Origin of the sequence: Collinsella sp. Sow4_D11 (genome assembly GCF_052116465.1) — a bacterium.
Classification (GTDB): domain Bacteria; phylum Actinomycetota; class Coriobacteriia; order Coriobacteriales; family Coriobacteriaceae; genus Collinsella.
In genome coordinates this window covers 62,956-86,168 of sequence record NZ_JBQKLA010000004.1, presented here as the reverse complement: position 1 = coordinate 86,168, position 23,213 = coordinate 62,956, and the positions used below count along the sequence as shown (strand labels likewise).

General features: G+C 59.6%; 18 protein-coding genes. 7 read left to right on the top strand and 11 right to left on the bottom strand.

Features of this window, described 5'->3' with window-relative positions; genetic code table 11:
• Positions 1 to 56: 56 nt before the first annotated feature.
• Positions 57 to 1,010 (bottom strand): ROK family protein, encoded by a 954-nt coding sequence (locus tag ACTQ40_RS03050; RefSeq protein WP_427728539.1) that lies wholly within the window; start codon positions 1,008 to 1,010, stop codon positions 57 to 59.
• Between the two features lie 340 nt (positions 1,011 to 1,350).
• Between ACTQ40_RS03050 and ACTQ40_RS03045 the strand changes: the two genes are divergently transcribed.
• Positions 1,351 to 2,070 (top strand): GntR family transcriptional regulator, encoded by a 720-nt coding sequence (locus ACTQ40_RS03045; RefSeq protein ID WP_154515044.1) that lies wholly within the window; start codon positions 1,351 to 1,353, stop codon positions 2,068 to 2,070.
• Positions 2,071 to 2,142: 72 nt separating this feature from the next.
• Positions 2,143 to 3,075 (top strand): type I phosphomannose isomerase catalytic subunit, encoded by a 933-nt coding sequence (locus tag ACTQ40_RS03040; protein WP_441563313.1) that lies wholly within the window; start codon positions 2,143 to 2,145, stop codon positions 3,073 to 3,075.
• Between the two features lie 287 nt (positions 3,076 to 3,362).
• Here the strand turns inward: ACTQ40_RS03040 and ACTQ40_RS03035 are convergent, their stop codons facing one another.
• Positions 3,363 to 6,266 carry an ATP-dependent helicase gene (locus ACTQ40_RS03035; RefSeq protein WP_441563312.1) on the bottom strand — a complete coding sequence of 968 codons (2,904 nt, stop codon included), beginning with the start codon at positions 6,264 to 6,266 and terminating at the stop codon, positions 3,363 to 3,365.
• A gap of 146 nt (positions 6,267 to 6,412) precedes the next feature.
• Positions 6,413 to 7,393: an undecaprenyl-diphosphate phosphatase gene (locus tag ACTQ40_RS03030; RefSeq protein WP_441563311.1), complete on the bottom strand. Its 981-nt coding sequence runs from the start codon at positions 7,391 to 7,393 to the stop codon at positions 6,413 to 6,415.
• 242 nt (positions 7,394 to 7,635) lie between these two features.
• Here ACTQ40_RS03030 and ACTQ40_RS03025 point away from each other — a divergent pair, with 242 nt between their 5' ends.
• Entirely contained in the window at positions 7,636 to 8,073 is a 438-nt protein-coding gene (locus ACTQ40_RS03025; protein ID WP_154515052.1) for a universal stress protein, read from the top strand.
• 274 nt (positions 8,074 to 8,347) lie between these two features.
• Here the strand turns inward: ACTQ40_RS03025 and ACTQ40_RS03020 are convergent, their stop codons facing one another.
• From ACTQ40_RS03020 to purH, 4 genes are all read right to left on the bottom strand, one after another.
• Positions 8,348 to 9,391 (bottom strand): sensor histidine kinase, encoded by a 1,044-nt coding sequence (locus ACTQ40_RS03020; protein WP_441563310.1) that lies wholly within the window; start codon positions 9,389 to 9,391, stop codon positions 8,348 to 8,350.
• A gap of 9 nt (positions 9,392 to 9,400) precedes the next feature.
• Positions 9,401 to 10,072 carry a response regulator transcription factor gene (locus ACTQ40_RS03015; protein WP_441563309.1) on the bottom strand — a complete coding sequence of 224 codons (672 nt, stop codon included), beginning with the start codon at positions 10,070 to 10,072 and terminating at the stop codon, positions 9,401 to 9,403.
• Between the two features lie 177 nt (positions 10,073 to 10,249).
• Entirely contained in the window at positions 10,250 to 10,957 is a 708-nt protein-coding gene (locus ACTQ40_RS03010; RefSeq protein ID WP_427748083.1) for a hypothetical protein, read from the bottom strand.
• Between the two features lie 278 nt (positions 10,958 to 11,235).
• Complete coding sequence (purH, locus tag ACTQ40_RS03005; RefSeq protein ID WP_441563308.1) at positions 11,236 to 12,843, bottom strand: bifunctional phosphoribosylaminoimidazolecarboxamide formyltransferase/IMP cyclohydrolase; 1,608 nt, start codon at positions 12,841 to 12,843, stop codon at positions 11,236 to 11,238.
• 277 nt (positions 12,844 to 13,120) lie between these two features.
• On the opposite strand from purH, the gene ACTQ40_RS03000 reads away from it, so the two are divergent.
• Complete coding sequence (locus tag ACTQ40_RS03000) at positions 13,121 to 13,762, top strand: GNAT family N-acetyltransferase (protein ID WP_441016056.1); 642 nt, start codon at positions 13,121 to 13,123, stop codon at positions 13,760 to 13,762.
• A 273-nt stretch (positions 13,763 to 14,035) separates the two neighbouring features.
• Here the strand turns inward: ACTQ40_RS03000 and ACTQ40_RS02995 are convergent, their stop codons facing one another.
• Positions 14,036 to 15,979, bottom strand: coding sequence for a DUF2207 family protein (locus ACTQ40_RS02995; RefSeq protein WP_441547341.1), 1,944 nt, complete (start codon positions 15,977 to 15,979; stop codon positions 14,036 to 14,038).
• A gap of 639 nt (positions 15,980 to 16,618) precedes the next feature.
• Between ACTQ40_RS02995 and gluQRS the strand changes: the two genes are divergently transcribed.
• A complete protein-coding gene (gene gluQRS, locus ACTQ40_RS02990; RefSeq protein ID WP_441563333.1) occupies positions 16,619 to 17,515 on the top strand; it encodes a tRNA glutamyl-Q(34) synthetase GluQRS in 897 nt (298 codons plus the stop codon).
• Positions 17,516 to 17,530: 15 nt separating this feature from the next.
• On the opposite strand, the gene ACTQ40_RS02985 is transcribed toward gluQRS, so the two are convergent.
• Together ACTQ40_RS02985 and ACTQ40_RS02980 are read right to left on the bottom strand one after the other, a co-directional pair.
• Entirely contained in the window at positions 17,531 to 18,256 is a 726-nt protein-coding gene (locus ACTQ40_RS02985; RefSeq protein ID WP_441563307.1) for a metallophosphoesterase, read from the bottom strand.
• 85 nt (positions 18,257 to 18,341) lie between these two features.
• The gene (locus tag ACTQ40_RS02980) at positions 18,342 to 18,581 is read right to left on the bottom strand and encodes a hypothetical protein (RefSeq protein WP_427748078.1); all 240 of its coding nucleotides are present in this window, start codon (positions 18,579 to 18,581) and stop codon (positions 18,342 to 18,344) included.
• 212 nt (positions 18,582 to 18,793) lie between these two features.
• Between ACTQ40_RS02980 and ACTQ40_RS02975 the strand changes: the two genes are divergently transcribed.
• Positions 18,794 to 21,670, top strand: coding sequence for a DUF3427 domain-containing protein (locus ACTQ40_RS02975; RefSeq protein ID WP_441563306.1), 2,877 nt, complete (start codon positions 18,794 to 18,796; stop codon positions 21,668 to 21,670).
• 36 nt (positions 21,671 to 21,706) lie between these two features.
• Here ACTQ40_RS02975 and ACTQ40_RS02970 read toward each other — a convergent pair whose 3' ends face one another.
• Positions 21,707 to 22,102 (bottom strand): (deoxy)nucleoside triphosphate pyrophosphohydrolase, encoded by a 396-nt coding sequence (locus tag ACTQ40_RS02970; protein ID WP_441563305.1) that lies wholly within the window; start codon positions 22,100 to 22,102, stop codon positions 21,707 to 21,709.
• Positions 22,103 to 22,665: 563 nt separating this feature from the next.
• Between ACTQ40_RS02970 and ACTQ40_RS02965 the strand changes: the two genes are divergently transcribed.
• The gene (locus tag ACTQ40_RS02965; RefSeq protein ID WP_441540194.1) at positions 22,666 to 23,208 is read left to right on the top strand and encodes a DUF4342 domain-containing protein; all 543 of its coding nucleotides are present in this window, start codon (positions 22,666 to 22,668) and stop codon (positions 23,206 to 23,208) included.
• The last annotated feature ends 5 nt before the right edge of the window (positions 23,209 to 23,213 follow it).

Genomic DNA, 23,213 nt, shown 5'->3' with positions numbered 1-23,213 from the left:
AAGGCTGTCCCTTTTGCACCATGTTGGTGCAAAGTAACCTGGCCCCCTTGCACCAGCTATTTGCCGGCAGCGCGCAGGGCTACGTAGGCAGAACCGATGATGCCGGCGTCGTTTCCGAGCGAGGCAACCTTAATGGGCGTCTCGCGCGAGGCGGATAGCGCGTAGCGCTGGAAGTACTCGCGAACCTTATCGAGGTAGACATCGGCCGAGGCGGAGGCGCCGCCGCCGATCAGGAACATCTCGGGATCGACCACGTTGGCAATAAGCGCCAGGGCGCGGCCGAGATAGTCGGCCATGGTATCGGCCGCGGCCAGCGCGAGCTTGTCACCCTCGCGGCAGGCTTGGAACACGTCCTTGGAATCGGAGGGGCCGGTGAGCTCGATGGGCTCGACGCCCGCCTTCTTGCACTCGGCAAGGTAGTTGCTCACCACGCCGGTGGCGCTGGAATACTGCTCCAGGTGGCCATGGCCGCCGCAGCCGCAAGTGCGCTCCTCAGCCGGATTCAGGCACATATGGCCAATCTCGCCGCCGGCGCCCACAACACCCGACACCACATCGCCGTTGACGATAACGCCGCCGCCCACGCCGGTACCGATGGTGACCATCACCACATTCTGCACGTCCTTGGCAGAACCGAGCCAAGCCTCGCCCATGGCAGCGGCGTTGGCATCGTTCTCGTACTTAACGACCGCATCGGGGCAGTGCTCCTGAATGGCGATCTTCAACTCGGGCAGGTTAATGGCAATGTTGGCCTTGACCTTGGCATCGCCCGCTGCCGGAATGGGGCACGGAACAGCAAGGCCAATGCCCGCCACAAAGGCGCGCGGAATCTGTGCCTTGGCGACCACCTGGTCGATAGCCTCGGTCACCGCGGCAAAGCCCGCAGCGTCAACGATGGGAGGCGTGGGCACGCTGACCTTCGCAAGCAGGTTGCCATCCCCGTCGAACAGGCCCTCCTTAACCGAAGTGCCGCCGACGTCGATGCCGATGTAGTACTGCTTAGGTTCCATAGGGGCCCGCCTTTCTCGTTTAAACATTGTCTGTATGGTACCGCTCCCAAGGCAAAAACATACCAAAAAGGGACAGGTTTGTTTTGGTAGGTTTTATCTGAGGAAATGCAGAATACAGGATTCGGTTCGCTGGGTGCTAAATCGGTTCGGCCCCGTCCTCGGACCGATTAGATTTCTCAACACGACATTATTCGAATGTATATTTATTTAGAGCGCTTTTATTTTTAGCGCAAAGCGACTTTTAGTAATATATCTATCGAACTTTTCAATGACTCAATAGGGATACTTAGGTGTTGAGTATACTTTCTTTTATACTCAATCAAGTTGGAAAGGAGGTTCCATGATTCCCAAATACGAGGCGATAGCTGCAGATATTCGTCGAAGTATTGAGGATGGCGCTCTTAAACCAGGCGACAAGCTTCCCACCGTCGTTGAGTTCTGCGAGCTCTATAGCGTTTCCAAAATCACCGTCAAACGAGCTATCGAGCAAATCACCGAGGAAGGTCTTGTTACCAGCCGTCGTGGATCGGGTACCTACGTTAAGGACACGGCGGGGCTTCCCGGCCAAGCGTTTTTCCAGGGCAAAAACGACCGTGCCCAGGGCTTTTCGTATGAGCACCGCGGGGAGAAGGTGACCTCGGTGGTCTACGATTTCTCGATTGTTAATCCACCAGCGGACATCGCAGCCCAGCTGGGAATTGCCGAGGATGACTTTGCCTATCACATCGTGCGCGTGCGTCAGGCCGATGAGAAGCCCATCGTTATCGAGTACACCTACATGCCCCTCGAGCTGATTCCGGGCCTTAAAAAGAAGGACCTGTACGGATCGGTCTACCGCTTTGTCCGCGAGCAATGTGGGCTGAAGATCTCGAGCTTCCACCGTACCATTCGCGCCGTGGCAGCAACCGAGGAAGAAGCCGAGCGCCTGGACACCAAACCTGGCTCTCCCCTACTCGAGCTCAACCAGATTGGCTTTTTGGACAGCGGCGCGGCCTTTGAGTATTCGGTCTCGCGCAACGTTGGCGACCGCTTTGAGTTGCACAACGTAACGTTGGCATAGGTTTTTGTAGTCATGCGGGCGCTCGTTTTGAGCTGTTTGTGCAACGCCCGCGCAACACAATGGGGTATGAATATGTCCGATTTGATTAAACTGACGCCGATCTTCCACGAGAAGATCTGGGGCGGCCGCCAGCTCGAAACCGTATTTGGCTACGACATTCCCGAGGGTCCCATCGGTGAGTGTTGGGCCATCTCGGCCCACCCCAACGGCGACTGCCAGATTGCGGAGGGCCCGTATGCCGGCCACACGCTGTCGTGGCTGTGGGCCGAGCACCGCGAGCTCTTTGGCAGGTGCGAGGGCAAGGAGTTCCCGCTGCTCGTTAAGATTCTGGACGCCAAGGACGACCTTTCGATCCAGATTCATCCCAACGACGAGTACGCCGCCAAGCACGAGAACGGCAGCCTGGGCAAAACCGAGTGCTGGTATGTGCTGGACTGCGAGCCCGGCGCCACGATCATCGTCGGCCAGCGCGCGCATGACCGCGCCGAGGCCGCGCAGATGATCGAGGACGGCCGTTGGGACGACATGCTCAACGTGCTGCCGATCCACAAGGGCGACTTTTTCCAGATTGATTCCGGTACCGTACACGCCATCAAGACCGGCACGCTCATTTTGGAGACGCAGCAGTCAAGCGACGTGACATATCGCCTGTACGACTACGACCGTCCCGGCACCGACGGCAAGCTGCGTCCGCTGCACATTGAGCAGAGCCTCGACTGCATCGACTTTGATGCTCAGGCTCCGACCGACGGCACGGTGGCCGCGCCCGAGGTGAACGGCGTAACCGAGCTCGAGTCTTGCTCCTGCTACACTGTCGATCGCGTACGCGTCGACGGCAGCAAGACCTTGGAGCAGCGCTGGCCCTTCATGTGCCTGTCGGTCATCGACGGCGAAGGCACCGTCTGCGGCGACCCCGTCCACAAGGGAAGTCACCTGCTGGCACCCAGCACCGTCAGCTCCATTGACCTCGAAGGCCAGATGGAACTGATTATCAGCCACCTCTAGGTCGCGCCAACAACCAAAACGCAACAAGGGGCTCTCCCGACCATGTACGGAAGAGCCCCTACTCGTATCTATCTATCAGCCCACCCGGCTCTCCAGATCAAAAAGCGAACGAGCAGAGCGACGTTCGCAAGCTGCAGGCCAAAACGCCACAAGGAAGAGGGCGCGTCGGGGGCTTTGGTCGATCGCGAGTTCCGCACGAGCCGGAGAGCACTTAATGTGCTCTCCGTGCGAGCAGGACTGTCCGAGCAGGCGACCAAAGCCCCCGGCGCGCCCGGTCAACCTCGCAGTTAGGCATTCAGCTTGACGATCGGCGCAAAGCCCTTCATAAGCTTTTTGGTCTGGCCGGTCTTTTCGAATTGGACCTCGATCATGTCTCCAGCGACCGAGATCACGGTACCCGTGCCAAAGGTCTTATGACTCACGGTATCGCCCGCGGCAAAGTCCTGCGACGCGCTGGCGCGATCGACCTTGCGCTCCACTGTCGGGGACACCTTGGACGACGGCTTTTTGGCTCGCGGTGCGCCCGAGCCAAAGGTCGAGGCAACGCGACCGGCGTCGGGCGAGACCCCACGATGGCGCTCGATCCCGTAGCTGCTGCCGCCAAAGAAATCGTCGAAGCTCGATCCGCCGCGCGAACCGGAACCGCCGGTCGAGCGCGTATGCGAACCAAACACCTTGCCGCCATACATATCCGAACCCGTGCCCGAGCCAAAGGTGCCGCGACGGTCGCCGCGCTTCTCCCAGCCCGTGCCCTCAAAACCGGCAGAACCGATACCGCTAAACTCGATATCCTCAAACGGAATCTCGTTGAGAAAGCGAGAACGCGGGTTGGCGGAGGTCGAACCGTAGGTGCGACGCGTGGCCGCATAGGTCAAGAACAGGCGCTTGCGGGCACGCGTGATGGCGACGTAGGCCAGGCGACGCTCCTCCTCGAGCTTGCCCGGATCATCGCTGCCGCCAAAGTCGTGCACGTGCGGAAAGATACCCTCCTCCATGCCGGCCACGAACACCGCCGGAAACTCCAGGCCCTTGGCGGAGTGGATGGTCATCATGGTAATGGCATGCGTCTCGCCGGCCAGGGAATCCAAGTCGGAGCGCAAGGCCAGCCACTCCATGAGTGCCGGCAGCGCCTTGCAGGTGAGCGGACCGTAGGTACGCTCGATCTCGCCGGCATGCACGGCACCCGCCGACAGCTCCGTCGGCGCGGCATACGCGTTGCCTGCGATGGCGGCGGCCAGGGCATCCTGCGGAGACAGCGCCGGAGCGGCCAAGCCATCGAGCGGATTGGAGCCCGCGGCGTCACGGGCGCCGACGAGCGCCTCAAACGAGGATGCCGGGACAGATGGCCCCGGTTCGGGCGCAGACACGCTCACCACGACGGGCTCGGGCTCGGCGCCGGCAGGCACGTCGGCAACACCGGCTGCGCGCAGCTCTTCTAGGCTCTCGAGCGTACCCTCGATATCCTCGTGCGTCTCCTCAAATTCCGCCGCAACGCCCAGAAATTCCTGGATGTTCTCGGCGCGGCTCTCAGATTCCATGGTGCCCTCGGCGCGAAACGCCTGCAGCAGGCCCGTCTTATCGACGATCATCTCGACAACGTCCTTGAGCTCGCCGTCCATGCGGCGGCCCTCGCGCACCAGCGAGACAAAGCTCGACAGGCCGTTGCGCACCTTGGCGCTAAACATGCCGGTTTCGGCGCACGCGATCTCGCAAGCCTGGAAGAACGAGCAACGGTTGTCGCGTGCCAGCTGCTCGATCTTTTGGATTGAGGTGGAGCCAATGCCGCGGCGCGGTGTGTTGATGACGCGCTTGACGCTCATCTCGTCGGCCGGGTTCACGATCATCTTGAGGTAGGCCATGACGTCGCGAATCTCGGCACGGTCGAAGAATCGAGTGCCGCCCACGATCTTATAGGGCACGCCCGCGCGCAGAAACATATCTTCGAGAATACGCGACTGGGCGTTGGTGCGATAAAACACGGCGATGTCGTCGTAGCTCGTGCCTTTGGCATGCAGTTTCTCGATCTCACCGGCAATCCAGCGGCCCTCGTCGCGCTCGTCGCTCGCCTGGAAGGCCTGAATCTTCTCGCCATCGCCCTCGGCCGTAAACAGGCGCTTGTCCTTGCGCTGCGAGTTGTGGCGCACCACGGCGTTGGCGGCGTTTAGGATATGGCCCGTAGAGCGGTAGTTCTGCTCGAGCTTAACAGTCTTGCAGTTTTTAAAGTCCTGCTCAAAGTCCAAGATGTTGGTGATGTCGGCGCCACGCCAGCTGTAAATGGACTGGTCATCGTCGCCCACAACCATGAGGTTTTGGTACTTGGCGGCCAGAAGGTTGGCGATTTCGTACTGGACGTGGTTGGTGTCCTGATACTCGTCGACGCTAATGTAGCGGAAGCGTTCCTGGTACTTGTCGAGCACCTCGGGGCGGGTGCGCAGCAGTTCGAGTGTGCGCACGAGCAAATCGTCGAAGTCCATCGCGTTGGCGGCGCGCAGGCGGCGCTCCAGCTCCAGGTAGACCTGCGCGGCCTTTTTGTCGTTGGGGCTATCGGCGGATTTGAGCATGTCCTCGGGGCCGATCATGGCGTTTTTGGCCGAACTGATCTTGCTGCGAATCATGTTGATGGGGAACTGCTTTTGCTCGATGCCGAGCGCCTGCATAATGTCACGCACCATGCGCTTTGAGTCATCGTCATCGTAGATGGTGAACTGACCGGTGTAACCCAGCAGGTCGGCGTCCTCGCGCAGCATGCGCACGCACATGGCGTGGAAGGTGCACACCCACATGCCGCGGGTACCGCTGGGAATGAGCGCCGTCAAACGCTCGCGCATCTCGGCCGCGGCTTTGTTGGTAAACGTGATGGCAAGAACCTGCCAAGGCTTAACACCCAGGTCGCCGAGCATATGCGCGATGCGGAAGGTCAGGACGCGAGTCTTGCCCGAGCCTGCGCCGGCGAGGACCAGCAACGGGCCCTCGGTGGTCAGGACGGCCTCGCGCTGGGCGGGATTAAGGCTGTCGATGTCGACGAGCGGCTTGACGGGCTTGGGTGCCGGCGCGGGAGCATCGTAGATGTCGAGCGGAACGAGCTCGGGCTCCGGCGCAGCGGGGGCGGTGTATGCATCGAGCGGCACGGATTCCGGCGCGGGCGGCACGGGTACCGCGGCGTTCTTTTCCCAGGGCAAGGGCTGGGTCATGGGCGACTCCTCATCTGACGGACGGCGCGCCTGCGGGCGGCGCCATAGTTTGAGCCGTACCAGTATACCGAGCCGCGTGGACACCGACGCAAATCACACCACGACTCCGTGCGCCGCGCTCTGGCCGCCGCGCAGCGTCGACTAAGTTACAGGCCGAGCATAGGCTCCAGAACAAAGAAGTACGCGAGCACCACGATGCCCAGAATAATGCGGTAGACGCCAAAGCACTTAAAGTCGTGACGGCGAACGAAGCCCATGAGCCACTTGATGGCAATAAGCGAAACCACAAAGGCCACGACGCAGCCCACGCCCAGAATGGCAATCTCGTTGGTGCCAAACGCACCGCCCTTAACGAAGTACTTGACCAGCTTGAGCGCGCTCGCGCCAAACATAACGGGAATGGCCAGGAAAAACGTGAACTTGGACGCCACCGAGCGCGTGCAGCCCAGCAGCAGGCCGCCGATAATGGTAGAGCCGGAGCGTGATGTGCCCGGAATCAGCGAAAGCACCTGGAAGCAACCGATACCCAATGCGGTCTTCCAGCTCAGGTCCTCGAGCGTGGCGATGGATCCAAAATCCAAATCCTCGTCATTGTCATTGTCTTCGGCAATATCCGCCGCAGGCGACGCGAAGTGTGCACCGGCGGGACGCCCGCCCGCCACCACAGCACGCGAACCAAACGAATCGGCAAGAGCGGCGTTCTCGCGCTTACTTGCACGCCAGTTCTCAATCACGATAAACAACACGCCGTACACGATGAGCGCCAGCGCCACGACGGGAGCGTTATAGAAATGCTCCTCCATCCAGTCGTTGAGCGGCAGACCGATCGCCGCGGCGGGAATACAGCCAAGCACAATCTTGCCCCACAGCACCCAGGTGTCGCGACGACCCTCCTTGCCCTTGCTGGGCGAGAACGGATTTAAGTCGTAGAAGAACAGAACGCAAACGGCCAAAATGGCGCCAAGCTGAATCACGACCAGGAACATATTCCAGAATGTCTCGCTCACATTCATCTTGACGAACTCGTCCACCAAGATCATGTGGCCCGTCGACGAAACGGGCAGCCATTCGGTGATGCCCTCGACCAGGCCCATGAAGGCAGATTTTAGAAGCTCGATGATATCCAAAGGGACCCCCTCGTTTGTCACCCGCCGATAGTTGTTCTGCGGACGGTTGCGGGCGATGTCCCATTATCAACCGTTCGGCCGCGGCCGCGCCCACCCTTACCAAAAATCTCGCCCGTTCACAGAATTGCGAGCGGTCAAACCGAAATCCTTGGGTATAACTGCAACAAGCTAAAGTGTCCGGCGGCCAACACGTCGTCCGATGCACGAGCCCCGCGCCCGTGCGATAGACCAAGGAGGAAACCATGAACGAGGGCTATACCAAGGTATTTGTTTCACTCGACGGTACTGAGCAGCAGGATTTTGTGCTCACACGCGCTATCAAGGTCGCCGCAAACAATGGCGCCAAGCTGATCATCGGTCACGTCATCGATTCCACGGCGCTCGAGAGCGCCGGTTCCTATCCGGTCGATCTGGTCAACGGCCTGGAGGAGGCCTTTAAGAACTCCATCGCCAAGCAGCTCGAAGAGGCCAAGGCTAATCCCAACATTCCCGAGGTCGAAGTCATGATTCGCGCCGGCCGTATTCGCGAGACGCTCAAGGACGAGATGCTCGACGTGGTCAAGCCCGATCTGGTGCTCTGCGGCGCTCGTGGCCTTTCCTCGATCAAGTATGCGCTCCTGGGTTCGATTTCGACATTCCTGCTGCGCAACACCGACTGCGACATTCTGGTCGTGAAGTAGCGTTGCTCCCACCGGCCGCGGGGCCTGCGGGGTTTCCTAAGGGCACGTCCTCGCCGCGTTGCGGCTGCGGGATGTGCCCTTAGGAAACCCCTCCCGGCCCCGCGGCCTTCGCAACCTTACTTCAACGAGTTGGCTGATAAAAAATGGCGTGGCGCCCCAAACGGGGCGGCACGTTTTGTTCGGGGCGGCACGTTTTGTTTGGGTGATTTTTTTAGAGCCTCATAGCCATGTTCACGCTCGGGAACATAGCCGTCCGCACCACAAGACGGCCCGACTACTCGAAGTATTGAAACTTGTTGGTCGAGAAAGCGGATGTTACGACAAAGCCTTCGCCCGGCTCCGATGCCGCGGTGACGTCGATGCCCATCTTGGAACACAGGCGCGCCACCAGGTAGAGGCCGATGCCCGTTGCGCGTTTGGTGGTGCGGCCGTTATCGCCGGTAAAGCCCTTCTCGAACACGCGCGGCAGGTCAGCCGCGCTCACGCCGCAGCCGTTGTCCGCGACGGTAAGCTCGATGCGCTCGTTTGCCAGGCCCTCGTCCAGCAACGCACCCGAAAACACAATCTTCGCGCCGTCCTCACGCGCATATTTAATGCTGTTCTGAATGAGCTGGCCCAGAATAAACTCGAGCCATTTCTCGTCGGTGAACACCTCAAAGTCGAGGTTCTCGCACACCGGAGCCACGTGCGCCGCAATGAGCTCGCGCGCGTTGGCTTTAATCGCGCCCGTCACCAAGCTCTTGAGACCCCAGCGGCGAATTAGGTAGTCGCGCTCTACGACTTCCGAGCGCGCATAGTACAGCGCCTGATCGATATAGCGCTCCACGCGAGCCAGCTCGCGACCCAGGTCATCCACGCGCGACAGGTCGTCTTCGCTGCCGTCCAGGTTTTCTAAAATCAGATGAGCCGCCGCCAGGGGCAGCTTGGCCTCGTGGACCCAGCTCTCGATATAGTCGCGGTAGTCATCGGTCTGGCGCCGGCCTTCCGCCACCTCGTCGCAAGCGGCTTTGCCCACCCGGCGCAAGACCTCATATTCGAGCTCGCCCTCGGCATAGGTCGGGCATTGCACCATCTCCTGCACCCATGCGGGGCTCCCCAGCTCCTCTGCCGCGCACTCCAGCTGGCACAGAAAACGACGACGGCGCACGTACTCGATCACGATGCCCAGCATGCCAAAGATAAAGGACACACCGACCGCCACGACCACGATGGATGCCGGGGCGCCGGCGACCGTCAGTACAAAACAGCTCAGCAGCACGCCGCAGATCCACACGGCAACGGGAAGCAGTGCATCTTTAAAGAACTTGGCAAACGACATAACCGGCCCCTAGACCGAATAGCCTTGGCCGCGATGCGTCGTCAAATACCCCTTGATGCCGATTTTTTCGAGCGTGGTGCGCAGGCGGTTGATATTGACGGTGAGCGTATTGTCGTCCACGAAGGCGTCGGAGTCCCACAGGTCCTGCATGATAGCCGAGCGCGAGACAATCTTGCCCGCGCGGCCCAAGAGCAGCGAGAGGATACGCAGCTCGTTTTTGGTGAGCTCGGTACTGTCGCCGGTTGCCGTATTGGTGACCATGGAGCGGGCGAGGTCGAGCTCCAGCCCCTTGTGGACGAGCGTGCTGCGATCGCCCGCCGCCGCGGTGCGGCGCAGCAACGCATTGATGTGCGCCACGAGCACACGGGCGCTGTAAGGCTTGGGAACAAAGTCGTCCGCGCCAAGCGTCATGGCCATGACCTCGTCGATCTCGGTCGTGCGCGACGTGAGGACGATGATAGGAACCTCGGATTCGCGGCGAACCTCGTGGCAGATATGTTGGCCGTCCTTGACGGGAAGCGTGAGGTCGAGCAACACCAGGTCGGGCGCGGCGGCAAGGATATCGCGCGAGACATGCTCAAACGATTCGCAGGCCTCGATTTCAAACCCGGCGCGGGCAAGGATGTCGACAATCTCACGACGAATGCGCTCGTCGTCCTCAACGACATAGATCAGCGCCATGGATTCCGCTCCCCTCTTGGTTGTCTTGCCCCATTATGACCGCGGAGCCGCAGGTGCGTGCCTCGCGAGGCACCAAGGTGACAGAACTGTTCGCGAACGAAAGCGTTTGGCTCGCCCCTCGCTCGCAACGGGAGCGAGGATCAAATGATTATTAAATCCCCGTCCCAGGAAAATCATTTAGCGGTGGGCACGGAGCTTTTCGTAGCCTTCGGCAAAGAAGGCAACCGTAGCGGCGTCGGACTCGGCGGCGTCCGTCTCGGCGGCAGGGACCACGCCGTGCTCGTCACTCACCAGGAACAGCGCGCCCTTGAGCTGCGCGGGAATGTCCACGCGCGTGACCGGGATGCCCTTGGTCTGGGCCAGCTGCTCGATAAGCGTCGCCGTGCCACACAGGCACTCGTCCGCCGGTGCCACAAAGACCAGCTCGCCGTTGTTGACGGCGGCGAGCAGCTCGGGCGCCACGCCGGTTTCGTCGGCCTCGGAGCGGGCCTCGGCGGAGCGGGCACGCAGCGCCTTGGCCGAAGTATCGGCCAGCGGCTCGTACTCCCCCACCGTCATGGCGGCATTGCCGTTAACGTCGATCACCAGCATGAGCACGCCGTCGCGCGCGGTGTAATCGCCCTCGGCAAGCGACCACTCAACGTGCTGCTTGGCCCAGCTGAGCATGTTATGGGTGAGCGGCTCGCCCTGCACCAGGCGCTCGGACAGCGCACGAATGTGGCGGTTGAGCATGGGCACCTTTTTGTTGGACATGCGCCAACGGCAGACAAGCGCGGGCTTGTCGAGCGTAAACTTCTCGACCGCCTCCTGATTGGCGCAAAAGTCCTCGTACGCACGCTGGTCCTCGGCATTGCCAAACAGCTCGGCATCATCCACAACGGCCATATCCAACCTTTCTCAAAAACATACACCGCACCGTTATACCCAAAAAAGCCGCCTGCACCAACCGGCACAGGCGGCAATAGATAGCTTTAGTTCGGGGCGAGCCAATACCGCTGGTGGAGCATAAGCCAGCGAGCCGGACCCAAGTGCCTCAGGTCGCCGCGAAAGAGGAGCGATGCGTACTTCTGTACGCGAGCGACGGTTTGAGCGGCGAGATGAGGTGCTTGGGGCCGGCGCAGCGTCGAGCAGTTACGCGGTTTGGTAAAACCGCGTAACGATCATTAGTGGCGGAAGTGGCGGGCGCCCGTGAAGACCATTGCGATGCCATGCTCGTTGCAGGCCTGGATGCTCTCGTCGTCGCGCTTGGAGCCGCCGGGCTGGATGATGCAGGTCACGCCGTGCTCAGCAAGCACGTCGACGTTGTCGCGGAACGGGAAGAACGCGTCGCTTGCGCAGGCAAAGCCGCCCTTCTCCACGCCCTCGCGCTCGCAGAAGTCCTCGGCGCGCTCGCAGGCAAGCAGTGCGGAGTCAACGCGGTTGGGCTGGCCCGGGCCCATGCCAATGCCGGCCTTACCCTTGGAGACCAGGATGGCGTTGGACTTGACGCCCTTGCAGACCTTCCAGGCAAACTCAAGCTCGGCCATCTCGGCATCGGTGGGCTTGCGGTCGGTGGGGAACGTAAAGGTCGCGGGATCCTCGATCACGTGGTCGACCTCCTGCACCAGCATGCCGCCGTCGATGGAGCGCAGCTCCACCTCGGCGCCGTGGTCCACGCCGCCGGTAGCCAGCACGCGCAGGTTGGGGCGCTTGGCCATGCGCTCGAGCGCCTCGGCGGTGTAGCTCGGGGCGATGATGACCTCGACGAACTGCTTGTTCTGATCGGCAAAGTGCTCAACCAGCTCAAAGGGAACCTCGCGGTTGCAGGCGATGATGCCGCCGAAAGCGCTCTTGGGATCGCAGGCAAAGGCGCGGTCATAGGCAGCCGTGATGTCCTCGGCAACGGCGGAGCCGCAGGGGTTCTGATGCTTGAGGATCACGCAGGCAGGCTCGTCGAACTCGCGAACCAGGTTCCAAGCGGCATCGGCGTCCAAATAGTTGTTGTAGCTGAGCGGCTTGCCCTGAATCTGCTCGGAGCCCACGAGCGGGAACTGCGAGCTCGCGGAGTTCTCGCAGCCATCGGCAAAGCGGTAGACCGTAGCCTTCTGCTGAGGATTCTCGCCATAGCGCAGGTCGTCGACCTTCTCCAGCGAGACCTCGAGTTTGGCAGAGGTGTCCGCCACGTCGCTTGCCTGGGCAGCAAGCCAACGGGAGATAGCCGTGTCGTAGGCGGCGGTGGTCTGGTAGACCTTCACCTGCAGGCGACGACGGGTGGAAAGCGTGGTGCAGCCACCGGTCTCGCGCATCTCGGCCAGGACGGCATCATAGTCGGCCGGGTCGGAGATGACGGTAACGCTCGCGGCGTTCTTGGCGGCAGAGCGAAGCATGGAGGGGCCACCGATATCGATGTGCTCGATGGCATCCGCGAAGGTGACCTCGGGGTTGGCGACGGTCTTCTCGAACTCGTACAGGTTGACGACGACCAGGTCGATCAGCTTAATGCCGTGCTGAGCTGCCTCCTGCATGTGCTGCTCGGAATCGCGGCGAGCCAGCAGCGCGCCGTGAACCTTGGGGTGCAGCGTCTTGACGCGGCCGTCCATCATCTCGGGATAGCCCGTGAACTCCTCGATGGGGGTTACGGGAACGCCCGCGTCCTCGATGGCACGAGCCGTGCCGCCCGTAGAGATGATCTCGACGCCAAAGTCGTCAACCAGCGTCCGTGCGAAATCGACGACGCCCGTCTTATCGGTAACCGAGATCAACGCGCGTGCGATCTTCACATCAGATCCCATGCAGTCCTCCTGTCTGGTACGCCGCCGTGCTCTGTGAGTCGGTGATACGTCGATCTGCAGCGCTCGCGCAGCGGCATTGAAAATACTGATTCAATGTAGCGCATCGAGCGCATCGATGCACCCCGTAACGGGCGCATGTGCAGAAAAAGCTTGCGAGCGGGGGTTGCAGGAGCGCCACTAGGCACGGTGAGTTGATGGAACACAGGGGCACCATAATTAGATGCCAATGGCATGGTAGAACTGTGCTCGATATGCATCCGCAATAGAAAGAGGCACTATGGTCTCGCGGGTTCTCTACCGACCGTTTGATACCGAAGACTTCGACGCCATCGCGCTGATCTTGCAGCAGCTTTGGCATAACAATTCGGATAACGAAGAGTACAACCGCCTTGAGGCCGCGTGCGACCTCGCCTATTGCCTTTCTTCCTCGACGTTTTCGCAGGTCGCCGTAATCGACGGCCAGGCGCGCGGCATTGCACTCGCACGTGCGGGGCAAAGCAGCGGCGCCACCGTTAAGGAGCATTGGATGGATACCGAACGCGCATTGCTGTCGCAGATGCGTGAGCTGGAGCCCGATGCCTGTGCCGAGTATCTCTCGTTTGTGCGCGCCACCATTCGGACCAACAACCGCCTGCTCGAGAGCAGCCCGCTGCCGCATGACAACGAGGTCACGTTGCTTGCCGTGGATCGCGATGTCCACGGCCTGGGCGTTGGCTCGGTTCTGCTCGATGCCGCGGTCTCGCACCTGTCCTCGCGCGGAGCGTCGAGAGCGCACCTGTATACCGACTCCAACTGCTCGTGGAAGTTCTACGAGCTGCACGGCTTTAAGCGCACGGCCACGCACCACGCCAGCCGCGAAGAGCGCCGCCACGACATGCCGCGCGAAAGCTTCCTCTACGAACTCGACCTAACAGCCTAAAACCGGCAGTTAGGGACGTCCCCTTTGTGCCGGCACCCCGGGACACTCCTTGGCAGCAACCACACCTAGTCGTTGGGGACGTTCTTAAATGACTAGTCGCCGGGGACAGTCTTGAACAAAAGAGTCGCCGAAACCCTCGCTGGCATCACCCTATAGAGGAGTCTGCAAATAGCGGTGGGCAAAAGTAAAAGATCGGCGCATTTTGGTGCATAAAAAGGGGATGGGCTTTCCCCGACGGCTGCCGAGAAAAGCCCATCCCATAATTTAGGACCGCTAGAACGTTCCGCCGCCGCCTCCGCCGACGCCGCCGCCCCCGCCGCCCGAGAAGCCACCACCGCCGCCGCCGCTCGAGCTATCGGAACTCGAAGCCAGCTCACGGATGCTCTCGTGATACACGCCATCGAACGAATCGAGCGGAGACTGGTTTCCGTAGTGATGGTAGTACCACCAGTAGCAGGGGTAATTGTCGTAGAAGCCGTCGGCCTCGCGCACCTCGGGCGGCACGGCCTCGGCAAGCTGACGCAGAACTTCCTTGGAAACGCCCAGCGCCGCACCCATCACCAGAAGTTTATTCCACAGCACCAGATCGCCGGGGACGGCTTCCTTTAGACGCGTGAAGTCCTCGAGCCAATGCTTGAGCGCCTTGCAGCGAGCCGCCACCTCGGCGCCCTCCGGCGTAAGGCGGCGGAACGTAAGGCCCACGCCAATACCCACCAGCACAATCGGCACCGAGATAACCGCGGCGACAATGTTCACCTGTGCGCCGTCGGTAAAGAAGATGGATCCCACGGGAACAAAGGCGATCAGAGTACCAAGCACCAGGCAAAACACCATTGCGACAATGCCGTCCGAGGCAACGTACTCGCTATCGGCCAGTTTGCCCTTAACGGTGCTCTGATAGTCCTTGAGCTTGTCGCCCACGGGCGTAGCGTGCTGCTTAACATAGTGTTGCAGCTCGTCAAACGTGCGCGAGCGATCGCCGTTCTCGTCGGGCTTAGCACCGGCAAAGAAGACCTTGAGCACCATGCGGTCAATGCCCTTGGCCGACTTCCAGCCCGCATCGCTCACCGTCACACGATACGTCTGCTCCTCTTTTTCGCGACGGAGCAGGCCCTTCTTGCCCTTGGTCGCGATTGCCTCCTCTAACTTGATCACGCGATCGTCGGTGAGCTTCATGAGTGTGGCGATATATGCCTGATCGGGCACCTCGTTCCAGCTCATGAGGGCCGAAAGCACGGCGGGATGGTCGGCCGAGGGCACGTCGCGGAAGTATTCGTCCTGGAACAGCGGTTTGGGCTTGCGCTTGCGCAACTTGAGCACGACGATCGTGCCGGTAAAGGCCACCGCCGCGACAACGCTAACCACGGCAAGTGCATTGGCGATCATGCGGGCGTGAGCGCGGCGGGCGTTGGCCTCCTCGGCCCACGCCTTCTCCTCGCTCAGAATTGTCGACATGCGTTCCTTGCCCGAGGCGGCGAGCTGCGGCACCCAATCGCTGGGGAAGGCGATGCGTGCCTCGGCGAATTCGCCCTGATGCACGCAGGGTATGGTATAGGTGACCATGGGCTCGTCCGCGTCGAGCGACACGTCGCCCGTGAGCGGACCGTGGCCCCATGCACGGAAGTTATCGCCCTTGACGGCCGCCGTTCCGGCAGCGGCATTTGCGAAGTAAACTTCCATCTCGACGTCATCGGAGTCCGCAGACCAGCCGTCACCCACAAACTTCCAGTAGAGCTCGGCGGTATCGGACCAGTTCATAACCGCACCGGTCATGGTGTAGCTCACGTAATAGATCGCGCTGTCACCGCTCTCGTGGGGGCTGAACACCTTGATCTTTACGCCGCCGTCGGACTGCTCAACCGTATAGACGCCGTTGTCGCCTTTGTTTGCATAGTCAACCCTGCTAAACGCGGCATCATCTTCCTCGACGCTCAGCACATCGACACCCGCCGTACCACCCTGCTGGTTGGTGCCCGTATTGATATCCCAATACACGCCGTTGATGTCGTCGTCGAAATCAAACTGGCGCCCCTCGACAACGGTCAGCGATCCATCGGCCTCAACCGTGGCACCGATATAGGTTTGGGTCATGGAATACCCGTCGGCACGTGCAACGGCGGGCAACAGCAGCAGCACGCACGCGACGAGTGCGCAAATGGAAGCAAATCGCGCAAACGGGCAGCGCTGCCGACAAGCATTGGCAACGGGGGCGTTCATAGGCACATCCTTTGTCTGTAAAACCAACAGCGCCATTGTCCCACGTTTGCGGGTACACATGACGAACATCTAGGCGACCGGAGCGCCAAACGGGATGAAAGTCATGCCTGCCGCCAGCAGCTAATCATTGGGTAGTCATTGGGGACGTTCTTAAATGACTAGTCATGAGGGACACCCTTGGCATGGCCCGCGCCAGCAATAGATACCACTTCACAGCTCCGTCACAGGTGTAGCAGCTTTGTGTGGGCGCGGCACGCGCTGATTGAGCCGCCAGCCGAGGGGCATAAAGCAGTTGAGCGAAACCGGTTTGCCCCTTTGCCGTTCGCTCGAGGATCATGTCCCCCTTTTCCGCGGAAACCCCGGCAGTTGCGAAGAGCTGCCGGGGTTTCTGTTGTCTAAGGTACTGAGTTGATCGACAGGAATCAAAGCACCGAGCCTGCGGCCCACCATACGCAATGCGGGGCCTCGACAACTTGCGGACCACAGTGACGCCTCCCCATCGCGCCCCGCGCTATACTCGTCCGCATGGATATCAACGCACGCAACATAGCAACGCCCGCCGCGAACGCGCCAACAACGCCGCCCGCCTCCGTTCCCGTACCTGTCGTGGGTCGCTTTGCCCCGTCGCCCTCGGGCCGCATGCATCTGGGCAACGTGTTCAGCTGCCTGTGCTCGTGGCTTTCGGCCCGCAGCCAAGGCGGCAGCATCGTGTTGCGCATCGAGGACCTGGACGATCGCTGCAAGCGCCCGGAACTTGCCGCTCAATTGATTGACGACCTGGCCTGGCTAGGGCTTGAGTGGGACGAAGGCCCCTACTACCAGCACGATCGTCTGGACCTGTACGAAAGCGCCTTGCGCCGGCTGAATGACGCCGACCTCACCTATCCCTGCTTTTGTACGCGTGCCGAGCTCCACGCCGCGAGCGCGCCGCATGCCAGCGACGGCACGCCCATCTACCGCGGCGCCTGTCGAAACCTTTCTGTCGAAGAGATCGCCCGCCGCAGCGTTCTGCGCGCCCCGGCCACGCGTCTGCGCGTGCCTACCGTCGATGACCTCACCGGCGACGTGATCGAATTTGTGGACCGTACGTACGGCGCCCAATGCGAGGCACTCGCCACCGAGTGCGGCGACTTTTTGGTGCGCCGCAGCGACGGCGTTTTTGCCTACCAACTAGCCGTGGTGGTCGACGACGCTGCCATGGGCGTCACCGAGGTCGTGCGCGGATGCGACCTGCTGGGCTCTACGCCCCGCCAAATCTACCTGCAACATCTGCTGGGGCTTCCCACGCCGCACTACGCGCACATTCCGCTGCTCATGTCGCCGGACGGCCGCCGCCTTTCCAAGCGCGACCGCGATCTGGACCTGGGCGAGCTACGCGCACGCTTTGGCACGCCCGAGGCACTGCTGGGATGGCTCGCCGGGCAAACGGGCATCGCGCCGGACACCACGCCGCGCTCTGCCGAGCAGCTGATCGAGCACTTTAGCTGGAATGTCATCCGCGCGCACCGCGAGAACATCGCTGTAACGGCCGAGTAGCCAAATACCTCGCCCCTACGCAACGTCCCAGGGCTGGAGTTCGTCGCCCAAGCGAACGATGCAGTCGTAGAGCACGGTATGGCGCTCGGCAGGGTTGGCATCCCGATGAAAATGCCCGTAGTACCAGCGCTTGTAGTCCAAGCGGTCTTCCAGCTCATCGAAAAATGCCGTAAGCCGATCAACGGCGGGGTAATTCCAGCCAGGCCCCGGATAGAGCGTGGGCGAAAGCATGCGCGTAGAGCAGGTATGGGTGACCACGTAGTCAACCTTCCAGCCCACGCTGTCGAGCTTTGTCCGCGCCTCCTCAAAGTTGCGCTCGTCCGGCAGCTCCTGTGGCCACCAGCTGGAATAGGGAATGCGGTATTCCTTATCCACGCTCGTGGCGCCGCCCATGGTAAAGATCGTTGAGCCGTCGAGCTCAAAAACCTCGCCGCGCGTCAGGCGCCGTATGGGAGAGGTATCCGACAGGCGTTGCGTTAGCCCACCGTGCCACAGCTCCATGGGACGCTCCGCCCAGTGATCGAAACGCTCGTGATTGCCGTCGACGAACAGCACGGTATAGGGACGCGATTCCAGCCAGGCGATATCGATGCATTCCTCGGCAGAGAAATCCCACGGAAAGCCAAAGTCGCCCGCGACAATCAGATAGTCATCGCTCGTCAGACTATCCCCAAGATCCCAGTCGCGCAGCTTTTGCATGTCGACGCCGCCGTGAATATCGCCCGTCACATAGACCGTCATCGGATTACCACTTCCCCGTAAATAGATAGCCCACATTCTGCACGATCACTAAGCCAACCGTTCCAGCCCTTCCATCCCTTAGGGCTTACCCCTCGTTCTTCCATCCAAACGGATCAAGCACCCAAAAAATCAGATCGAGCACGCCGCCGGTCATCATAGCGCCGGCAAGGGCCATGCAAACGCGCAGAGAACCGGCACTTCGGAGCACGTCGAATGGTCCCAGAACAGCCAACAGCGCGACCGCTGCGCCGACCACGCACAGCGCGAGGCACGGCCCCGCGTCCTTAACGCACTTCTTTGCGAGATGCTTGGTGTTATCACTCATCAATATCGGACTCCTTAGAGGGCCGTTGTTTGGGCACATGCCGCCGCGGCAGAGCAGGGCGGCAGGGTAAGTGTCACATGCCGTGCGGACATCAATGGAGAAACCGCGCCCCTCAGACCAAAGCCGGCAATCAATACCGTCATATGCCCAAAACACGAACGATCGATCTGTTATCCTGGCGCCAACATAGTCTTTCGAAAGGTTTGGCCGGGATGACTACGCAGCAGCAGATTGATATTGAATTCGACTCGCTTGCACGCGAGAACGATTCACCCAAGCTCATCGCCAACTCGAAGGCGACAGGCGGAACACTACTATCCGTTATCAAAGAGCAGCTCTCAACCTGCAGCTCCTTTGACTTTTGCGTAGCGTTTGTTGCAGACGGCGGTCTTCAAATCCTGGTCGAGGCGTTCCAGGAGCTCAAACAGCGTGGCATTAAGGGCAGGCTGCTCACGTCCACCTATCTCAACTTCAACTCACCCGATGTATTTCGCAAACTCCTGGAATACGACAACATGGAAGTTCGCGTATTCCAGGGTAATTTGCATGCCAAGGGATACATTTTTGATAAGGGCGAGACCAGCATGGTTATCATCGGCAGCTCCAACATGACGCAGGCTGCCCTCACCTGCAATAAAGAGTGGAACGTGCTGTACCAGACTGTCGAGAACAGTCGCCTGCTCGGCGAACTGAGGGGCGAGTTCAATTCGTTGTGGAACGACACCTCAACCGTTTTGCTTTCCCAAGACTGGATTGAGAACTATGCCGCATATCGATCGGCACGTCCGCCAAAGCCCAAATCGAAACCGACATTCAGATCTGCGGAAACGCCGGCGCAGAATGACCTCGAAGAAATCAAGCCCAATAAAATGCAGCAGCGCGCCCTTGAGGCGCTCGGCGTAATCCACCGCAAGGGCGAGACCCGCGCCCTGCTGGTCTCGGCAACCGGCACCGGCAAGACCTTCCTTTCGGCGTTCGACGTGCTCGCAACTAAACCCCGGCGCGTCCTCTTTCTTGCGCACCGCCGGCGCATTATCGACGCCTCCCGCGCAAGCTACGAACGCCTCTTAGGTAGTACCTATACGTTCGACACCTATCAAACTGGCAAGAATATAAGCAATGCTACCTGCGTGTTTGCCATGTGTTCTTCGGTCGCCAAACATCTGAGCGATTTCCGTCCCGATGAGTTCGACTACATCGTCATCGACGAGGCCCACCGCACGGGATCCCAGGGTTACCAATCCATCATGTCGCACTTTACGCCTCGGTTTTATCTGGGCATGACCGCTACACCCAATCGCACCGACGGCTATGACGTCTTTGCTCTTTTCAATCACGTCATCGCGTTCCAGATCACGCTGCAGGACGCTTTGGCCGAGGAGATGCTTGCCCCCTTCCATTATTTTGGCATTCACGATCTGGAGATTGACGACGAAACGGTCGAAGATATCGCCCTGTTCGGGCGCTTGACGTCCGACGAGCGCGTGCGTCATATCACCGAGAAGATCGAAGAATATAGCGTCACCAAAAGCAATCGCAGGGGCTTAATTTTTTGCAATCGAAACGCCGAGGCCAAGGAACTGTCACGCAAATTCAACGCTCTCGGATATCGAACGGTTGCGATTAGCGGTCAAGATCCCGATGAGGTCCGCGATGCCGCGATCAGCCGACTTGAAGCCGGCGAGCTCGAATACATTTTCTCGGTCGATATCATGAACGAAGGCGTCGACATACCCTCGCTCAATCAAATCATCATGCTTCGACGCACCGACTCCGCAATCATCTTTATTCAGCAGCTCGGACGAGGTTTGCGCTTGAATGATGGTAAGGAATACGCACTGGTGCTCGACTTTATTGGCAACTACCAGAGCAACTTCCTGGTGCCCATCGCGCTTTCGGGTGACAAGACATATAACAAAGACCGCCTGCGCCGTCTTGTTCAAGAGGGCGATTCGGCGATCCCCGGATGCTCGACCGTGAGCTTCGATCGTATTTCCGAGGCACGCATTTACAAGGCCATCGACGGCGGCGATTTCACCTCCGTCAGGTTTTTGAAAAACGAATATCTCGACTTGCGCCAAAAACTCGGCAAGATTCCCTCGCTGCTCGAATTTGATCGTAACGGCTCCATCGATCCGCTGCTTATCTTCAAGAATAGCGGCCTGGGCTCCTACCACGTATTTCTTTCCAAATACGAGCCGGACTACACGGTTCAATTTTCCTCTGATCAAACCAAGATTCTCAAATTTATTTCTCAAAAACTTGCCGCGGGCAAGCGATTCGAAGACCTCTATTTACTTCAAACGCTCGTCGAAGCCGGACACGAGGGCTACCGGCATATGCGCGAGGCTGCGCTTAGGAACTACCGCGCACAGCTTAAGGACAGCGCCGTTAGGTCGGCAATCGCAGTCCTTAAGGGCGACTTTGCCACTCCTAAGGATTTCGTTTCCCTGCTCATTGACGATGGAACCGGACCTCGTCTGACCGAAGTGTTTGCGACCGCTCTGCGCAACGCAGAGTTCAAACGTCAGATTCTTGAGGTGCTGGATTTTGGTATCGCGCGCAACCGACTCGACTATGCCGAGACGTACGAAAACACAAATTTCGTTCTCAACGCCAAGTACACGTACGAAGAGGTTTGCCGCTTGATGAACTGGGAAAAGAACATCAACGGCCAAAATCTTGGCGGCTATTTTTACGACGAAAAGACCAATACATTCCCTGTGTTTATTAACTATGACAAGGCGCCCGACATTAGTGAGTCAATTCAGTATGAAGATCGCTTTGTTTCGCCGAGCAAGCTTATCGCAATCTCCAAGGGCAACCGTACGCTCAACTCTCCCGAGATTCTGCGACTGCAGGTATGGCCGGAAAACGGCCTGAAAACGTATTTGTTTATGCGAAAGAATAAGGACGATAAGGGTGGCAAGGAGTTCTATTTCTTAGGCGAAATGCATCCGACCGGTGAGTTCGAAGCTATTAAAACTAAGAGCGGCGACAACGCCGTTGAAATCGAATATGAGCTCAATGTGCCTGTACGACAGGACATCTACGAGTTTATGCTCAGCGATTTGAGCGAGGCCGAGTAAAAAAGAGCGGGCCGCCATGTGGCGCCCGCCCCTTTCTTACATAAGCCCGAGTTTCTTTTCGAGCTCCTTAACGACTTTAACGTCTGCCGGAAGCCAATCGACATCCCACAGGTTATTGGTATCAAGCCATTTCATATCCTCGTGAGCATGCTCTTTGAACTCCCCCGAAAGAATGGTAGCTAGGTAGCACTGCATCGACAGGTGGAACGTCTCGTAATCGTGTTCGACCGTGCAAAGATAGTCGAGGTTACCGATCGTGACCTCGAGCTCTTCTTGAATCTCGCGCACAATTGCCTGCTCGCCGGTCTCGCCCGGCTCGAGCTTGCCGCCCGGAAATTCCCAGCCGTCTTTAAACTCGCCATAGCTGCGCTGGCAGCTCAGAATTTTTCCGTCCTTCTGAATAACCGCTGCTGCAACATTGATTGATTTCATAACTAGTTATCACCTCTCCAGTTGAGCCCAACCAGTATAGGTGATCAACCGCCCGCCATGTCCCAGTCGCCTGAAAACCACCTGCTCGACCAACCCTTAACGCCGTTTTGCACCGGCACCCCATCCCCCGCTATCGAGGTCTAATACTTTTCCGCGAAGTGAACGTCTGTTTTTGGACCCCTGAAGCATCCACATTTTTCGTCGGCAAAATCGCAGGATTCCAGCACCGAAACCCCAGGAAACGGCACCTCTAAAGTGTCGATGCTTCGGGGGTCCGATTTAGCTCGTTCACTTCTCGGAAAAGTATTAGACCTCGTCGGCAGCAGTCCAAAAGGCGAGTCGTTTCTCCCCCGCGCAACCCAATGGACACATTCCGCTCCTCCCTCACACCACCCAAAAACTCATCCAACATTAATCTTGGCTCAAGAATCGCTTAATCTATAACCTGCACTATAAAGTTCGACCAAGGGCGGGGCGGCGCCGCGCAACGCAGATCGCCGAACGCAACGCTCGCGCCCGGGCAGATCGCCTGGCGTCGTGCCCATCGAACGAAAGGACAGGTCATGGACGACCTCGAAAAAGTTGAAACCATCCGCACCAAGTGCAACGTGAGCTACACCGATGCCAAGGCCGCGCTCGACGCCACCGACGGCAACGTTCTGGATGCCATCATTTGGCTCGAGTCGCAAGGCAAGACCCAGACCACATCGGCGCACGCCGCCACCGAATCCGAGCCGGCCGATGAACCCTCGGCCGAGATGGTCGCCGCGCAGGCAGCCTACGAGAAGTCGAGCGAAAAGACTGACTTTTCCAAGAAGATGGACAGCGTGTGGGAGTACCTCAAAAAGCTCTTCCGCCTGAGCCTGGACACCAAGTTTATCGCCACGCGCCGCGACGCCATCATCCTCAACATCCCCATCCTGATCCCCATCGTCGCCCTGTTTGCCTGGGGCGCCACGATATGGCTCATGCTGATTGGCCTGTTCTTTGGCATGCGCTACCGCATCGATAGCGACGGCGACGTGCCCGGCAGCATCAACAACCTTATGAATCACGCCGCTGACGCCGCGGACGACATCAAGCAAAACCTGAACGACGACAAGTAATCGCA

Bases quoted from the DNA above. Each gene is read 5' to 3' on its own strand.
- ACTQ40_RS02970 (WP_441563305.1), bottom strand. From the start codon at position 22,102: ATGAAATCAATCAATGTTGCAGCAGCGGTTATTCAGAAGGACGGAAAA.
- ACTQ40_RS03020 (WP_441563310.1), bottom strand. From the start codon at position 9,391: ATGTCGTTTGCCAAGTTCTTTAAAGATGCACTGCTTCCCGTTGCCGTG.
- ACTQ40_RS03000 (WP_441016056.1), top strand. From the start codon at position 13,121: ATGGTCTCGCGGGTTCTCTACCGACCGTTTGATACCGAAGACTTCGAC.
- ACTQ40_RS03045 (WP_154515044.1), top strand. From the start codon at position 1,351: ATGATTCCCAAATACGAGGCGATAGCTGCAGATATTCGTCGAAGTATT.
- ACTQ40_RS03035 (WP_441563312.1), bottom strand. From the start codon at position 6,266: ATGACCCAGCCCTTGCCCTGGGAAAAGAACGCCGCGGTACCCGTGCCG.
- purH (WP_441563308.1), bottom strand. From the start codon at position 12,843: ATGGGATCTGATGTGAAGATCGCACGCGCGTTGATCTCGGTTACCGAT.
- ACTQ40_RS03015 (WP_441563309.1), bottom strand. From the start codon at position 10,072: ATGGCGCTGATCTATGTCGTTGAGGACGACGAGCGCATTCGTCGTGAG.
- ACTQ40_RS03025 (WP_154515052.1), top strand. From the start codon at position 7,636: ATGAACGAGGGCTATACCAAGGTATTTGTTTCACTCGACGGTACTGAG.
- ACTQ40_RS02965 (WP_441540194.1), top strand. From the start codon at position 22,666: ATGGACGACCTCGAAAAAGTTGAAACCATCCGCACCAAGTGCAACGTG.
- ACTQ40_RS02980 (WP_427748078.1), bottom strand. From the start codon at position 18,581: ATGAGTGATAACACCAAGCATCTCGCAAAGAAGTGCGTTAAGGACGCG.
- ACTQ40_RS03050 (WP_427728539.1), bottom strand. From the start codon at position 1,010: ATGGAACCTAAGCAGTACTACATCGGCATCGACGTCGGCGGCACTTCG.
- ACTQ40_RS02975 (WP_441563306.1), top strand. From the start codon at position 18,794: ATGACTACGCAGCAGCAGATTGATATTGAATTCGACTCGCTTGCACGC.
- ACTQ40_RS02985 (WP_441563307.1), bottom strand. From the start codon at position 18,256: ATGACGGTCTATGTGACGGGCGATATTCACGGCGGCGTCGACATGCAA.
- ACTQ40_RS03010 (WP_427748083.1), bottom strand. From the start codon at position 10,957: ATGGCCGTTGTGGATGATGCCGAGCTGTTTGGCAATGCCGAGGACCAG.
- ACTQ40_RS02995 (WP_441547341.1), bottom strand. From the start codon at position 15,979: ATGAACGCCCCCGTTGCCAATGCTTGTCGGCAGCGCTGCCCGTTTGCG.
- ACTQ40_RS03040 (WP_441563313.1), top strand. From the start codon at position 2,143: ATGTCCGATTTGATTAAACTGACGCCGATCTTCCACGAGAAGATCTGG.
- gluQRS (WP_441563333.1), top strand. From the start codon at position 16,619: ATGCATCTGGGCAACGTGTTCAGCTGCCTGTGCTCGTGGCTTTCGGCC.